The organism is Streptomyces sp. DSM 40868 (assembly GCF_011820545.1).
Taxonomy (GTDB): Bacteria; Actinomycetota; Actinomycetes; order Streptomycetales; family Streptomycetaceae; genus Streptomyces; species Streptomyces eurythermus.
On record NZ_CP050504.1, the window covers coordinates 6400180 to 6414234 of the forward strand.

Sequence of the window (14055 nt, forward strand, 5' to 3'; positions counted from 1 at the left end):
GCCTCAGCTCTTGATGTCGCCGATCTTCGGGGCGGGCTCGTTCTTGTAGCCGGCCGGGCCGAGGTTCTTGTCCACGGCCTTCTGCCAGGAACCGTCGGAGACCATCGACTCGAGGGCCTTGTTGATCTTGTCCTTGAGGTCGCTGCCCTTCTTGACGCCGATGCCGTAGTTCTCGTTCGTCATCTTCAGGCCGCCGAGCTTGAACTTGCCCTTGAACTGGGACTGCGAGGCGTAGCCGGCGAGGATCGAGTCGTCCGTGGTCAGGGCGTCGATCGCCTTGTTCTGCAGACCGGTCAGACACGCGGAGTACGTCGGGTACTTCTGGAGCTGCGCCTTGGGGGCCAGCTTCTCCTTGACGTTCTGCGCCGAGGTCGAGCCGGTGACCGAACACAGCCGCGCCTTGTTCAGGTCCTGCGCCGACTTGATGGAGGTGTCGTCCGCGCGGACCAGCACGTCCTGGTGGGCCAGCAGGTACGGGCCGGCGAAGTCGACCAGCTTCTGGCGCTCCGGGGTGATCGAGTAGGAGGCGACGATGAAGTCGACGTCACCGCGCTGGAGCATGGTCTCGCGGTCGGCGCTCTTCGACTCCTTCCACTCGATCTGGTCCTCCTTGTAGCCGAGCTTCCCGGCGACATAGGTGGCCACGTCGACGTCGAGACCCGAGTAACCCTGCGGCGTCTTCTGCCCGATGCCCGGCTGGTCGTACTTGATGCCGATGGTGATCGTCTTGCCACCGCCGGAACCCTTGTCGTCCTTGTCGCCGCCGCACGCGGTGGCGGCCACGGACAGGGCGAGGAGGACGGCCGAGGCGGCGGTGACCTTGCGGAGCTTCATCGTGAACATCCTTCTGAGTGGTGAGGAACGAGTCCTGAGTCGCGGGCGGCGCCGGCCGTGCCGGTCAGTGGTGCAGGATCTTGGACAGGAAGTCCTTGGCCCGGTCGCTGCGCGGGTTGCTGAAGAACTGGTCGGGCGAGGATTGTTCAACGATCCGCCCGTCCGCCATGAAGACGACCCGGTTCGCGGCCGACCGCGCGAAGCCCATCTCGTGCGTGACGACGATCATCGTCATGCCCTCGCGCGCCAGCTGCTGCATGACCTCCAGGACCTCGTTGATCATCTCGGGGTCGAGCGCGGAGGTCGGCTCGTCGAACAGCATGACCTTCGGGTCCATCGCCAGCGCCCGCGCGATCGCGACCCGCTGCTGCTGACCGCCGGACAGCTGGGCGGGGTACTTGTCGGCCTGAGTGCCCACGCCGACCCGGTCCAGCAGCGACCGGGCCTTCTCCTCGGCCTTCTTCTTGTCCGCCTTGCGGACCTTGACCTGACCGAGCATCACGTTCTCGAGCACGGTCTTGTGCGCGAACAGGTTGAACGACTGGAACACCATCCCGACGTCCGCCCGCAGCCTGGCCAGCTCCCGGCCCTCGTGCGGCAGGGGCTTGCCGTCGATCGTGATCGTGCCCGAGTCGATCGTCTCCAGGCGGTTGATGGTGCGGCACAGCGTCGACTTACCGGACCCGGAGGGCCCGATGACCACGACGACCTCGCCGCGGGCGATCGTCAGGTCGATGTCCTGGAGCACGTGCAACGCGCCGAAGTGCTTGTTGACGCTCTTCAGGACGACCAGTTCGTCGGACGTGGCCACGTCTTCCTTGGCCACCGTTACTTTGGTCATCGCTCTCGGGCTCCGTCCTCCTCGGGTTTCCGAGGACAGTAGTGAGAGCCTGTGACCTGCGTCATCACATCTGAGGGAGATCTGAGCATCACGATCCGGTAGCAATCGGACACGTGTCGTAGCACTTGGGGTCCGCGCGCGTATCGGCCGGATAACGGAAGAGACGGGCAACCCGAAGCCCCTTGACTCCGTCCTCCTCCATCGGCGTCACTGCCATGGTGCACGCGCGCGTGCCAGTGATCTACAAGACCGACGGAAACCGAGACCGTACGACCGCTGAACCGGAGGGGGCCGGAATGAGACTGCTGCTCGTCGAGGACGACAACCACGTCGCCGCGGCCCTGTCCGCCGTCCTCGGGCGCCACGGCTTCCAGGTGACCCACGCGCGCAGCGGCGAGGAGGCCCTCCAGGCGCTCGTCCCCGAGGGCAACGGCTTCGGCGTCGTGCTGCTCGACCTCGGCCTGCCCGACCAGGACGGCTACGAGGTCTGCGGCAAGATCCGCAAGCGCACCAGCACCCCCGTGATCATGGTCACCGCCCGCGCCGACGTGCGCTCCCGCATCCACGGCCTCAACCTGGGCGCCGACGACTACGTGGTCAAGCCGTACGACACCGGGGAACTGCTCGCCCGGATCCACGCCGTCAGCCGGCGCACCGTCCAGGAGGACCCCGTCACCGGCGGCGAGAGCGCCCTGCTGCTGGGCCCCGTCCGGATCGAACTGCCCACCCGGCAGGTCAGCGTGGACGGCGCGGTGATCCAGCTGACCCGCAAGGAGTTCGATCTGCTCGCCCTGCTCGCGCAGCGGCCCGGCGTGGTCTTCCGGCGGGAGCAGATCATCAGCGAGGTCTGGCGCACCAGTTGGGAGGGCACCGGCCGCACCCTGGAGGTGCACGTCGCCTCCCTGCGCGCCAAACTGCGCCAGCCCGCGCTGATCGAGACCGTACGCGGCGTCGGCTACCGGCTCGTCGCCCCGGCCGCCTAGCGGGGACGGGTGCGCACACGCCTCCTTCCGCTGCTCATCGTGCTGCTGGCGGCCGTCCTGCTCGCCCTCGGCATCCCGCTCGCCGGCAGCCTCGCCGCCGCCCAGCAGCAACGGGTCGTCGTCGACCGGATGGACGACGCGGCCCGGTTCGCCGCGCTCGCCCAGTTCGTCACCGACGGGCCCGGCGGATCACGGCGCACCACCACGGACGAGCGCCGGGCGAGCCTGCGCAGCGAACTGGAGAGCTACTACGACGTCTACGGCATACGCGCGGGCGTCTTCTACCGCAACGGTACGGAGGCGATGGCCAACGCGCCCGGCGACTGGTTCGTCCCGCGCGCGGGTGAGGTACGCCGGGCGTTCGACGAGGCGCTGCTCAGCCGGCGCAGCCACGACCCGCCGCAGGCCTGGCCCTGGCAGCACAGCCGGCTCGTCGTCGCCTCACCGGTGATCCGGGACGGGGACGTCGTCGCCGTCGTGGTCACCGACTCGCCCACCGAGCAGCTGCGTTCCCGGATCCTGCGCGGCTGGCTGGTCATCGGCGCCGGAGAGATCGCGGCCATGCTGCTCGCCGTCGGCGCCGCGCTCCGGCTGACCGGCTGGGTGCTCAAGCCGGTCAGGGTCCTGGACGCCACCACACACGACATCGCCACCGGGCGGCTCAAGTCCCGGGTCGCGGTGGCCGGCGGACCGCCGGAACTCAGACGGCTGGCCCGCTCGTTCAACGAGATGGCGGACAACGTCGAGGCCGTGCTGGAGCAGCAGCGCGCCTTCGTCGCCGACGCCTCCCACCAGTTGCGCAACCCGCTCGCGGCGCTGCTGCTGCGCATCGAACTGCTCGCCCTCGAACTCCCCGAGGACAACGCGGAGATCGCCTCGGTCCGCACCGAGGGCAAGCGCCTCGCGCAGGTCCTGGACGACCTGCTCGACCTCGCACTGGCCGAGCACGCCGAGGCCGACCTGGGGCTGACCGACATCGGCGCGCTGGCCGGGGAGCGGGTGGCCGCCTGGGCACCGGCCGCCCGCGCCAAGGGAGTGAGCCTGACCGGCGACTGCCCGCCCACCACCGCCTGGGCCGACCCGATCGCCCTGTCCAGCGCCCTGGACGCGGTGATCGACAACGCCGTGAAGTTCACCCCCGAGGACGGCACGGTCGACGTCGCCGTCTTCGCCGACGGCGACACCACCACGGTCGTCGTCACGGACACCGGGCCCGGCCTCACCGACGAGGAACTCGCGCGCGTGGGCGACCGGTTCTGGCGCAGCGGCCGGCACCAGAACGTCAAGGGCTCGGGCCTGGGCCTGTCCATCACCCGCGCCCTGCTCGCGGCGGGCGGCGGCTCGGTCGACTTCGCCCACCACGAGCCGCGCGGACTACGGGTCACCGTCAGCGTGCCACGGCACCCGCCGACCGCCGAACCGACTCCAGGCGCCCGCTAGACGCGTACGGCGCGCGTAGAACCCACCCGGGCCGCCCGGCCGTACCGCGTGAGTCAGGGCTTCACCGAGCGGTAGTAACGCCGGGCGCCCTCCTGGAGCGGCAGCGGGCCGGTGTAGATGGCGGTGCGCAGGTCGACCAGCTGGGCGGAGTGGACATGGGCGCCGATGCCGTCCCGGCTCTTGATCACCGTGCGGGTCACCCACTCGGTCAGCCGGGGATCGACGTCCGTACGGGTCATCAGCACGTTGGACACGGCGATCGTCGGCACCTCGGCCCCCCGCTGCACGTTCGGATAGGCCGACTCGGGGATCTTCGTGGAGCGGTAGTAGCGCGCCCACTCGCCCTGACCGTGCAGCCGGGCGACCAGGTCGTCGTTGATCGGCACGAACCGGAAGGCACCCTTCTGTGCCAGCGGGGCCAGCCCCTTCGTGGGCAGCCCGCCGGACCAGAAGAAGGCGTCGATCTTCCCCTCCCGCAGCCGCGCCGGCCCGGTGTCGATGCCGTCCCCGGCCGGGGTGATGTCCTTGCGCGGATCGATCCCGGCGGCCCGCAGCACCCGCTCGGCTATCAGCCGCACCCCCGAATCCGGCAGTCCGATCGCCACCCGCTTGTGCCGCAGGTCCGCGACATCGCTGATGTCCGAGCCCGGAGCCACGATCAGCTGCACGTAGTCGTCGTAGAGCCGGGCCACCCCGCGCAGTCGCCCGGCGCCCTTGCCCTGCCGCAGCCCGTACGCCGCCACCGCGTCGGCCGCCGCGATGGTGAAGTCCGCCCGCCCGGACGCCACCCGCTCCACGTTCTCCTGGGAACCGGCGCTGTGGAGCAGCTTCACCGTCAGCCCCGGCATGTCCTTGCCCATCTCGGTGCGCAGCCGCTCGCCGTACTCCTGGTACACCCCGCGGGGCGTACCGGTGCTGAACACGATCGTCCCGCTCGGCGGCTTCTCGCCGAACGGCAACAGCCACCACGACAGCAGCCCGAGGACCACGACACCGACGGCCGCGCCTCGCAGCGCCGCGCGCCTGCCGACCCGGGGGAACCTCTTGGACATGCGGCGATCCTGCCAGCAGGGCCACGGCGGTGACCAGGGCCGGGGTCACAGCGACCGCGGCCGGGGAGCGTTGTCGGTGCCGCCCGTTAGAGTCGCCGCATGAGCACTTCGCCCGCCCGTCTCGTCCACGAGTTCCACCGCGCCTTCGGCCTCGACGTCCGCGACACCCCGACGGAGGTGGACCCCGGCCTGGCCGCCCACCGGGGCGAACTGCTCGCCGAGGAGGCCGCGGAGGTCGCCGAGGTCGCGGTCCGGGGCCCGCTGGACCGGCTCGCGCACGAGCTGGCCGACGTGGTGTACGTGGCCTACGGCACGGCCCTGGTGCACGGCATCGACCTCGACGAGGTGATCGCCGAGATCCACCGCGCCAACATGAGCAAGCTCGGCCCGGACGGACAGGTCGCCCGCCGGGCCGACGGCAAGGTCCTCAAGGGCGAGCACTACCGCGCCCCGGACGTCTCCGCCGTACTGCGCCGCCAGGGATGGATACCGGGTGGCGACGGCGCCTGACGCGCACGGCCGGGTGCGAGGCACCGGACCGGGCGCGCCTGCGGGGACGAGGGAGCGCCGGACCAGGTAGGCCGGTGTCCCGTCGGCGTACGCCGGCGGGTGCGGGGAGCGTCGGCCGGGGTGGACCGGTGCGCCGCGGGCGCACGCCAGCAGGGCCGGGCGGTTCGGTGTCCCGTCGGCGTATGCCTCCGGGCTGGGCGGTTCAGTGGTAGGTCGGCCCGCGCCTCCCGAGCCGGTGGTTCAGCGTCCTCGTCGGCGTACGTCCCCCGGGCCGGATGGGTCGGTGTCCCGTCGGCCCACGTCCCCGAGCCGGGTGGTTCAGCAACCCCGTCGGCGTACGACCGCCGGCCGGAGCGCGTCCCGTCGGTGCGTGTCAGGCCCCCTTCAGGCCCGTGCCGCCCAGGCGGGACAGGAGGGCCGTGAGGCGGGCGAGGTCCGCCGGGTGCCAGTCCGGGGCGGCGAAGATCTCGGCGGCCGTCTCCCGGGCCGTGGCCAGCATCTCCGTCAGCCGTCGCCGGCCCGTCCCGGTCAGCGCCGCGTACGCCACGCGCGCGTCCCGGGCGTCCGGCTCCCGGGTCACCAGCCCGATCCGCTCCAGCGGAGCGAGCCCGCGCGTGACCCCGGAGGCGGTCAGCCCCAGCGCCTCGGCCAGGTCGACCCGGCGCATCCGGGCGCCGGGTGCCTGTGCCAGCCGGAGCAGCAGCGTGAAGTCGGCGAGGCTGACGCCGTGCAGCCCGCCGAGCCGCGCGTCGAAGCGCCGTACCAGCGCCGTCTGGGCCCGTACCAGCCGCAGCGCCGCGTCCAGCGCCTCCTCGCTCATCGCGTCCGCCTTCCCTTGCCGACTCCTTGACTACTCAAGTTTATGCCCGCGCTTCAGGAGCCGGTCGCCCGGGCGGCGCGGCGCTGCCGCTTGCCCAAGGGGGCCTGGGAGAGGTCCTCGGCGGTGGACCGCAGGTGCTTGTAGCCGTAGCCGCGCTCGGTGAGCCAGGACGTGGCCGTCTCCTCGGCCCGCTCGGTCGCCTCCAGGATGTCCTCCTCCTTCTCGCCCGTGGCGGAGAAGCGGAAGACGAAGGCGGGCCGGGCGGCGATGTCGTAGGTGAGCGTTCCCTCGGGCGTGAACGCGGCGCGCAGGACGTCGTGTTCGGCGGCGTCGGCGAGGAGGGCGGCGCGCTGGGCCTCGGTGAGGCCGTCGAAGGCGCCGCGGACGGTGATGCGGAAGGTCCGTGTGGTCATCCCGCGACTGTAGGCAGGGCGGAGCCGGAACCTCCACCCGGTTTCCGGGCGCCGTAGGGCAGAGAGGGGTCACGGACTCGGACACGGCGCGAGACGCGGACCGAACCGGGCGCGTACGGAGCGGATCCGGGGCGGTGAGGGGAGCGGCCCATGGGGTGCGGCGGGGTACGGGGCTCAGCGCTTGGTGGCCGGCGACCGGGCGTCGCGCACGGGGATGACGGGATCCTGGTCGGCCAGGGCGCGCGGCCGCAGGACGGCGAGCAGCGGACCGGCCATCGCCGTCGTCACGACCGCCATCACGACCATAAGGGAGTACAAGCGCTCGTCCAGCACGCCGAGTTGCAGACCGGCGGTCAGAATGATCAGCTCGGTGAGGCCCCTGGTGTTCATGAGCGTGGCGAGCACCGCCGACTGGCGCGCCGTGACCCGGAAGGCCCGGGCGCTCAGGAACGCGCCGACGAATTTCCCGGTGACCGCGACGAGCAGAATGAACGCGAAGTCCAGCCAGCCGGACCCGCCCAGGTCCGACAGGTCGACCTTCAGGCCCACGATGATGAAGAAGACCGGTTGCAGCAACTGGCCGCTCACATCGCCGATCCGGTCGATGATGTCCGCACGCAGCCGCTCGGTGGATTCCTTCGGCATCACCACGCCGAAAAGGAAAGCGCCGAAAATGAAATGCAGGCCGATCCGTTCGGTGACCGCGCCCGAGACGAGCAGCCCCGCGAGGACGACCGTCAGCACCGCCGGGGTCAGCCGGGAGCCGCCCGCGGCGACCAGCCGGCGCAGCAGCGGACGCACCACCCACACCATCAGGCCGGCGTACGGCACGAGCAGCAGCAGGAGCCACTGGTCGCCGCCCCCACCGCTGACCAGGGCCACCACGGCGGCGAGCATGCACCAGGCGAGCACGTCACCGATCGCGGCGCAGGCCAGCGCCAGCCCGCCGATCGGGGTGTGCTGCATCTTCCGGTCCGTGAGAATCCGCGCCAACACCGGGAAGGCGGTCACCGACATCGCCGTGCCCATGAAGAGCACGAAACCCAGCCGGTGCCCCTGGGCGTGGTCGTCGGCCAGCATCAGGGCGAGCAGCGTGCCGAGTCCGAACGGCAGCAGAATGCAGGAGACCGCCACGGTGACGGCCAGCCGTCCGGTGCCGCGCAGGATCTTCCGGTCCAGTTCCAGACCCACGATGAACATGAATACGGCCATGCCCACATCGGCGAGCGCGGTGAGCATCGGTCGTACCCCGGGGGGAAACAGGAAATCCGGCACGGAATGGCCCAGGAAAGTGGGGCCGAGCAGAATTCCCGCGAGCACCTCGCCGATGACGGCGGGCTGGGAGAAGCGCTGTGCCACGGCGCCCAGTATCCGGGCGAGCACGATAATGAGGGCGAGGTCGCAAAAGAGCGCGAACAGCTGGTTCGTGGTCATCGGTACCTGCCTTGACGACGGGCCGCGTGCGCCGCCCGGAACTATTGAGGTGCCGTAGACGTGCCCAGCAATGCTTTGTGGTGCGCGCCCGGCTTGTCAATGTCCCCATCCGGCTGACCGGATCAGGACGGCCGGTACCGGTAGGCGAGTTGGCGCCACAATCCGGCCGCACACGGAAAGCGCCGCCTCCCCGGGTGCGGGCCGGGGAGGCGGCGCTCGGCGCACGTCCTCAGGAGGTGCTCTGTGCCGTGACGCAACCGATCGATCCGGCGGGCAGGTTGTTGCCGGTGGAGGTGGCGGTGAAGCCGAACGTGGTACTGCCGTCGGCCGCGACCACCCGGTTGTGGTCCGCGTTGCGGACCGTCACCGTGCCGTCGGAGGCGGTGGTCTGCGTACCGTTCCACAGGCTGCTGATCTTGGTGCCGGTGCCCGGTTTCCAGGACACGGCCCAGCCGTCGAGCGGGGCGGTGCCGTGGTTCATGACCTCGACGGACGCCTGGAAGCCGCCGTTCCACGCGCTGACCACGGAGTAGGTGGCCATGCAGGAACCGGTGTGCGGGTCCGTCGGGGTCGGGGTAGGCGTCGGCGTCGGGGTGGGCGTGGGCGTCGGGGTGGGCGTGGTGCCGGAGCCGCCGATGCCCGTCACCTCGCCGTGGCCGCCGTCGAAGACGACGTCGGAGCACGAGAAGAAGTTCTCCTGGCTGTCCGAGCGGACCCACTGGATGAACAGCAGGGCGTCACCGGAGCGCCCGGCGGGCAGCTGCATGTCCCAGTAGTAGTGGCCGCCGTCGGTGCCGACCGAGCCCTGCTGGGGCGGGTTGGTGACCGTCTGGATCAGGTCGAGGTCGGCCCAGCGCAACTGACTGGTCGGCGACCAGCCGGGCTTGGTGAGGTAGACCCGGAAGCTGCCCGGGTGCGCCGCCCAGTTGCTGTACTGCGCCTTGATCGTCGCCCCGCTGGTCAGGTGGGTGCGCGGCCAGTCCGAGCGGGCGGCGTTGTACGCGGAGAAGTCGTACGGCGACCGGTCGCCGGCGCTGCACAGGGTGCCGTCCGGGACGTAACCGGCGCCGCGGCCACCGGCGTTGGAGTCGAGCACGGCGAACCAGTTGTACAGCGAGGTCGCCCCGCTCTTGGCCACCGCGTCCTTGCAGGCGGGGTTGGTCGGGTTCATCCCGCCGGTCCCCGTGTGGCCGTCCAGGTAACACAGATAGGTACGGGAGCCGGGCAGCATCGCCACCCCGTGCGCCTTGGCGCTGCCCTGTCCCAGCAGGGCCAGGCCGAGCGCGGCCAGCAGGGTCGACAAGGCCGCCACGACCGACAGGAGCCTGCCGCGTCGGGCCACGATTCTCTCCTTCCGTTGGATCGGACGGGCGGTAGGCCCCGGGAGGGTGCCGTCCGGTGGGTGACTCATGTGCGCTCCTCGGGGTGGGTGCGTGGGGAACGGGACGCGGGGGCGGGCGTCACGCGGTGGTGCAGGCGGTTCCGTTGAGGCTGAACCGGGTGGGCTTGGCGAAGGTGCCGCTGTAGGCGCCCTGGAAGCCGAAGGCCACCCGGCCGCCGGCCGCGATCTGCCCGTTGTGGGCCAGGTTCGTGGCCGTGACCGCGCCGGACGACGGCGTGACCGTGGCGTTCCAGGCGCTGGTGACGCGCTGTCCGGAGGGCAGGGTGAAGGCGAGCCGCCAGCCGTCGACCGGGGACGCGGAGGTGTTGGCGACGGTGACGTCGGCCGTGAAGCCGCCCGGCCAGACGCTCGTCGCGTACGTCACCTCGCAGGCCGCGGGGGTGCCGGGGCCGCCCGGGCCGCTGCCGCCCGTGTTGACCGTGGAGGAGAACGAGTTCACGGCGAGCCCGGCACCGTTCTGCCAGGGCTCGAAACCGGCCTGCACGCTCGTCAGGTACCAGCTGTTCTGCGCCAGCCCCCGGGCGACGGCCTGCCGGGCGAAGTCCATGACGTCGAAGCTCCAGCTGGTGATCGCCGACGGGGCGACGAAGGACAGCACGTCGTTGGAGCCGTTGTTGCCGGACCACACCTGCCACTGACGCCCGGCCACGGTGGCGGTGCCGACCTGCGAGCCCACGGGCTGGATCGAGCCCACCTTGTTGAACCAGACCATGATCTCGGTCCGGTTGACGCCGTCGGTACGGGGCGTGGGGTCGAGCCAGATGTCGTACGCCGCGTCGTACACCGCGTTGCTCACATAGGAGTACGAGATGCTGGTGGGCGCGCTGGAGATGGTGCTGAGCTGGGCCGGAAGGCTGGTCCCGGGCGAGCAGTTGGTGTAGTGGCAGCCGTAGAAGACGGACGGGTACGACTTCGGGGCGCCGTTCGTCGGGACCGAGCCGTCGGCCTGGGTGATCCGGAAGCCGCTGTCCGTGACGTTGATGCACTGGGTCTCGCTGGTGCCCCAGCGGTTGTTCTGGACGACGTAGCGGCCCTGGATCGTCGTCGAGCCGTACTGCTCGCAGATCGCGGTGTCGGCCTGGGCCGCCGGGGCCGTGGTGAGCAGGGCCGCCAGTGCGGCGAGCGCGGCGAGCAGCGCGCCGACCAGACCACTCGCTGCACGGACGGGGTGCGTTGACGGTCGCATGCGGGTCCTCTCGGGACGGTCGGATGCGGGAGCGCTCCCGCGCAGATGGGAGCGCTCCCATTACCTCCGTTGGGCAGGGACTGTAGGGAGAGTTCATGTCCCTGACAAGGTGTTGCGCGGCAATGTGTCGAAGAGGTTTCGAAGGCGCAGGTGGGGTGGGGGTGTCGATAGTTTCGCAGGGCGGCGCTTTCTGGGAGCGCTCCCGAAAGCGGGGGTGCCGACCGGTTCCGGGGGAGTGGTGGACGGGGTTTTCCGGGCGTGGGCGGGCGGCGTTTTGGCGGGCTTTGTGCGGCGGGGGCTGGATGGGACCGGGCCGGCTGGACAGGGCCGTTGCGGCGGCTCCGCGCCGGTTTGTCCGGGGTCTACGGCGCGTGCGCGCGGCGCTGGTCGAGCGATGGCCGTGGGGCGGCCCTCGGCGGCGTCTTGGCTCTCCGCGCTCCGGCAAGGCCGGGCATCCCACAGGCACCTCGAGGCGATGGGCAGGCCGAGTCGCGGTCGCCCGCCGGTGCGTCGGGTCGGCCGGCAGGGCCGTCGGGTTGCCGTCGAGTCACCAGGTGGTGCCATCGAGCCGCCCGGCAGTGCCGTTGGGCCGCCCAGCGGTGCCGTTGGACCGCCTGGCTGTGCCGTAGGGAGGGGGACCCCGTTGCTCGGCCGGGCCCCGGTTGCCCGGTGTTGTGCTCGGACCGTGCTCCGGGGCCCGGCGGGGTCAGGCCGAGTCGCGTCGTATCAGCTCGGTGCGGAGGATGACGTGGCGCCAGGCCAGGGCCGGTTCCTCCAGTTCCTCCAGCAGGAGCCGGACCATCGCCCGGCCGATCTCCGCCAGCGGCTGGCGGACCGTGGTCAGGCGCGGCTCGGTCTGTTCGGCCAGCGGGAAGTCGTCGAAACCGATGACGGCGACGTCCTCCGGCACCCGGCGCCCCGTCGCGCGCAGCTCCCGCAGCGCGCCGGCCGCCGTGGTGTCCGACGCCGCGAGCACCGCGTCGATGTCCGGGTGCCGCTCGAGCAGCCGGGCCATGGCGCGCCGGCCGCTCTCCTCGGTGAAGTCACCCTCGGCGATCCAGGACTCGTCGGTGCTCACCCCGGCCGCGGCGAGCGCTTGGCGGTAGCCGCGCAGCCGGGACTGGGCGACGTACATGTCCCGCGGCCCGGTGATCGTCGCGATCGCCTTGTGGCCCGTGGCCAGCAGATGGGTGACCGCGCTGCGGGCGCCGCCGGCGTTGTCCGCGTCGACGTAGCTGACGTGCTCGTCGCCCGAGCGGCGGCCCAGCATGACGGTCGGCAGCCGGGCCTCGGCGAGCATGTCCGGCAGGGTGTCGTCGGCGCGCACCGAGACCAGCAGCGCGCCGTCGACCCGGCCGCCGCGCGCGTACTCCAGGAAGCGCTTGCGTTCGGTGTCCGAGCGGACCATCGTCAGCAGCAGCTGCATCCCGGTGTCGGCCAGCGCGTCGCCGAGCGAGCCGACGATCTCCGAGAAGAAGGGCTCCGCGAACAGCCGCCAGTCCGGCTCCGTCACGACCAGCGCGACCGCGTCGGCACGCCGGCCGGCCAGGGACCGGGCCGCGAGATTGGGCACGTACCCCAGTTCGGCGATGGCTTGCTGCACGGCCTGGCGCGTCGATTCCCGTACCCCCGCCGCGTTGTTGACGACGCGGGAGACCGTGCCCCGGCCCACTCCTGCGCGGGCGGCCACCTCCTCCAGCGTCGGCGTGTCAGGGCGCCGCCTGCCCATTGACCACCTCCCCCCACGAGATCCCCGATCTTACGATTCGCGGGGCATCGCGCACACGGCTTCTTCCGACGACGACCGGTATGGCGCCCACCGCCAGGAAGGCATCCGGCGGCGTCGACCGCTGCCCAGGCGCACGACGGCGCGTCCGGCGCCGCCGCGCACCCCCGGCGGTCCGGACCACCAACTCGGCGTGAACTCGCTGGTTCGGTGGTGGCGCGGGCAATTCCCGGGCCGGAGGTGGGGCCGGTCTCCGGCGGAGGGCTGCGGGCCACCGGAGGCGGTGTGCGGGGGAGGAGGGCCGGGCGGTCGTCGGACCCGGCGTCCGGCTGGTCGCCGCACGTTCGCAGGGCCGTACCGCACCGGATCCGGGCAGTCGTCCGTGACGCCGAGGTACCGGCCGGGTGCCGGCGCCGGTACCCGGAACCGGCCGTACGGAGAGGGTGTCCCGCCGCTCCCGGGGCACTGGCCGGAAGTCGTCACCTCAAGATCACCGGGCCCTAAGCTCGGACCCGCTGGGCGAACTCGTCGATCTTGGTGGAAGGGGCCGGAACTGGTGGAGGACAAGAGGGTTGTCATCGTGACCGGCGGAGGCTCGGGCATCGGACAGGCCACGGCCCGGCTGCTCGGCGAGGCCGGGCACCACGTGGTGGTCTCCGGCCGGCGGACCGAGCCCTTGGAGCGCCTCGCGAAGGAGACCGGCGCGCTGGCGCATCCGTCGGACATCGGGGACCCCGACGCGGTCGAGGGACTCGTCCGGGCCGCTCTGGACGCGTACGGACGGCTCGACGGAGTGGTGCTGAACGCGGGCATCGGGCGTGGCGGAGCCGTCGGCGACATGTCGCTGCGCGACTGGGACGACGTGATGCGCACCAACCTCACCGGCCCGCTGCTCCTGCTGCGCGCGGCGATCCCGCACCTGCTGGAGACCAAGGGCGCGGTGGTCGCCGTCGCCTCGGTGTCCGCGCTGCGCAACGGCACGAGCAACGCCCCGTACGCCACTTCCAAGGCGGCCCTGCTCCAGCTGTGCCGTTCCGTCGCGGTGGACTACGGACGGCAGGGCGTACGGGCCAACACCGTGTGCCCGGGATGGGTGCGCACCGAGATGGCCGACCGGCGCATGGCCCGCTTCGCGGAGGAGGAGCGGCTGCCCGGAGGCATGGAGGACGCCTACGCGGAGGCGACCAGGCTGCTGCCCCAGGGCCGCCCCGGCGAGCCCCGTGAGGTCGCCGAGGCGATCGCCTGGCTGCTGTCCCCGGCGGCGTCCTACGTCAACGGAGCGGTGCTCACCGTCGACGGCGGAGCCACGGCCCTCGACCCCGGGACGCTCGGGTTCGACTACCGGATCACACCACGCACCACCACCCTCGACTGAGCCCGGCGCCCCTGGAGGTGGGCCGTCGCCGGCGGGGTG

The 14055-nt window shown here is 71.7% G+C and carries 13 protein-coding genes; 4 read left to right on the forward strand and 9 right to left on the reverse strand.

The genetic code is table 11. From position 1 onward, the window contains the following. Positions 1-3: 3 nt before the first annotated feature. Both HB370_RS29165 and HB370_RS29170 read right to left on the reverse strand, forming a co-directional pair. Entirely contained in the window at positions 4-834 is an 831-nt protein-coding gene (locus tag HB370_RS29165; RefSeq protein WP_030785535.1) for a glutamate ABC transporter substrate-binding protein, read from the reverse strand. Positions 835-898: 64 nt separating this feature from the next. Next, positions 899-1675 (reverse strand): amino acid ABC transporter ATP-binding protein, encoded by a 777-nt coding sequence (locus HB370_RS29170; protein WP_030785522.1) that lies wholly within the window; start codon positions 1673-1675, stop codon positions 899-901. A gap of 296 nt (positions 1676-1971) precedes the next feature. Here HB370_RS29170 and HB370_RS29175 point away from each other — a divergent pair, with 296 nt between their 5' ends. Then, the gene (locus HB370_RS29175; RefSeq protein ID WP_030785519.1) at positions 1972-2658 is read left to right on the forward strand and encodes a response regulator transcription factor; all 687 of its coding nucleotides are present in this window, start codon (positions 1972-1974) and stop codon (positions 2656-2658) included. A gap of 9 nt (positions 2659-2667) precedes the next feature. Further along, the gene (locus tag HB370_RS29180) at positions 2668-4098 is read left to right on the forward strand and encodes a HAMP domain-containing sensor histidine kinase (RefSeq protein WP_030785516.1); all 1431 of its coding nucleotides are present in this window, start codon (positions 2668-2670) and stop codon (positions 4096-4098) included. A gap of 53 nt (positions 4099-4151) precedes the next feature. Here the strand turns inward: HB370_RS29180 and HB370_RS29185 are convergent, their stop codons facing one another. Next, entirely contained in the window at positions 4152-5150 is a 999-nt protein-coding gene (locus HB370_RS29185; protein WP_030785512.1) for a TAXI family TRAP transporter solute-binding subunit, read from the reverse strand. A gap of 99 nt (positions 5151-5249) precedes the next feature. Between HB370_RS29185 and HB370_RS29190 the strand changes: the two genes are divergently transcribed. Next, positions 5250-5660, forward strand: a complete 411-nt coding sequence (locus HB370_RS29190; protein WP_030785509.1) for a MazG nucleotide pyrophosphohydrolase domain-containing protein — start codon at positions 5250-5252, stop codon at positions 5658-5660. Positions 5661-6033: 373 nt separating this feature from the next. Here HB370_RS29190 and HB370_RS29195 read toward each other — a convergent pair whose 3' ends face one another. From HB370_RS29195 to HB370_RS29220, 6 genes are all read right to left on the reverse strand, one after another. Continuing rightward, complete coding sequence (locus HB370_RS29195) at positions 6034-6480, reverse strand: MarR family transcriptional regulator (protein ID WP_030785506.1); 447 nt, start codon at positions 6478-6480, stop codon at positions 6034-6036. 53 nt (positions 6481-6533) lie between these two features. Beyond that, positions 6534-6893, reverse strand: a complete 360-nt coding sequence (locus HB370_RS29200) for a DUF6204 family protein (protein ID WP_030785503.1) — start codon at positions 6891-6893, stop codon at positions 6534-6536. Positions 6894-7067: 174 nt separating this feature from the next. Next, on the reverse strand, positions 7068-8327 hold the full coding sequence (locus HB370_RS29205; RefSeq protein WP_030785500.1) for a cation:proton antiporter: 1260 nt from the start codon (positions 8325-8327) through the stop codon (positions 7068-7070). A 229-nt stretch (positions 8328-8556) separates the two neighbouring features. Beyond that, positions 8557-9669: a lytic polysaccharide monooxygenase gene (locus HB370_RS29210; protein WP_030785497.1), complete on the reverse strand. Its 1113-nt coding sequence runs from the start codon at positions 9667-9669 to the stop codon at positions 8557-8559. 118 nt (positions 9670-9787) lie between these two features. Further along, entirely contained in the window at positions 9788-10915 is a 1128-nt protein-coding gene (locus tag HB370_RS29215) for a cellulose binding domain-containing protein (RefSeq protein ID WP_030785493.1), read from the reverse strand. Between the two features lie 706 nt (positions 10916-11621). Further along, on the reverse strand, positions 11622-12644 hold the full coding sequence (locus HB370_RS29220) for a LacI family DNA-binding transcriptional regulator (RefSeq protein WP_030785490.1): 1023 nt from the start codon (positions 12642-12644) through the stop codon (positions 11622-11624). A 553-nt stretch (positions 12645-13197) separates the two neighbouring features. On the opposite strand from HB370_RS29220, the gene HB370_RS29225 reads away from it, so the two are divergent. After that, positions 13198-14016: an SDR family oxidoreductase gene (locus tag HB370_RS29225; RefSeq protein ID WP_030785489.1), complete on the forward strand. Its 819-nt coding sequence runs from the start codon at positions 13198-13200 to the stop codon at positions 14014-14016. Positions 14017-14055: the final 39 nt, after the last annotated feature.

Bases quoted from the DNA above. Each gene is read 5' to 3' on its own strand.
- HB370_RS29165 (WP_030785535.1), bottom strand. From the start codon at position 834: ATGAAGCTCCGCAAGGTCACCGCCGCCTCGGCCGTCCTCCTCGCCCTG.
- HB370_RS29170 (WP_030785522.1), bottom strand. From the start codon at position 1,675: ATGACCAAAGTAACGGTGGCCAAGGAAGACGTGGCCACGTCCGACGAA.
- HB370_RS29175 (WP_030785519.1), top strand. From the start codon at position 1,972: ATGAGACTGCTGCTCGTCGAGGACGACAACCACGTCGCCGCGGCCCTG.
- HB370_RS29185 (WP_030785512.1), bottom strand. From the start codon at position 5,150: ATGTCCAAGAGGTTCCCCCGGGTCGGCAGGCGCGCGGCGCTGCGAGGC.
- HB370_RS29190 (WP_030785509.1), top strand. From the start codon at position 5,250: ATGAGCACTTCGCCCGCCCGTCTCGTCCACGAGTTCCACCGCGCCTTC.
- HB370_RS29195 (WP_030785506.1), bottom strand. From the start codon at position 6,480: ATGAGCGAGGAGGCGCTGGACGCGGCGCTGCGGCTGGTACGGGCCCAG.
- HB370_RS29200 (WP_030785503.1), bottom strand. From the start codon at position 6,893: ATGACCACACGGACCTTCCGCATCACCGTCCGCGGCGCCTTCGACGGC.
- HB370_RS29205 (WP_030785500.1), bottom strand. From the start codon at position 8,327: ATGACCACGAACCAGCTGTTCGCGCTCTTTTGCGACCTCGCCCTCATT.
- HB370_RS29215 (WP_030785493.1), bottom strand. From the start codon at position 10,915: ATGCGACCGTCAACGCACCCCGTCCGTGCAGCGAGTGGTCTGGTCGGC.
- HB370_RS29220 (WP_030785490.1), bottom strand. From the start codon at position 12,644: ATGGGCAGGCGGCGCCCTGACACGCCGACGCTGGAGGAGGTGGCCGCC.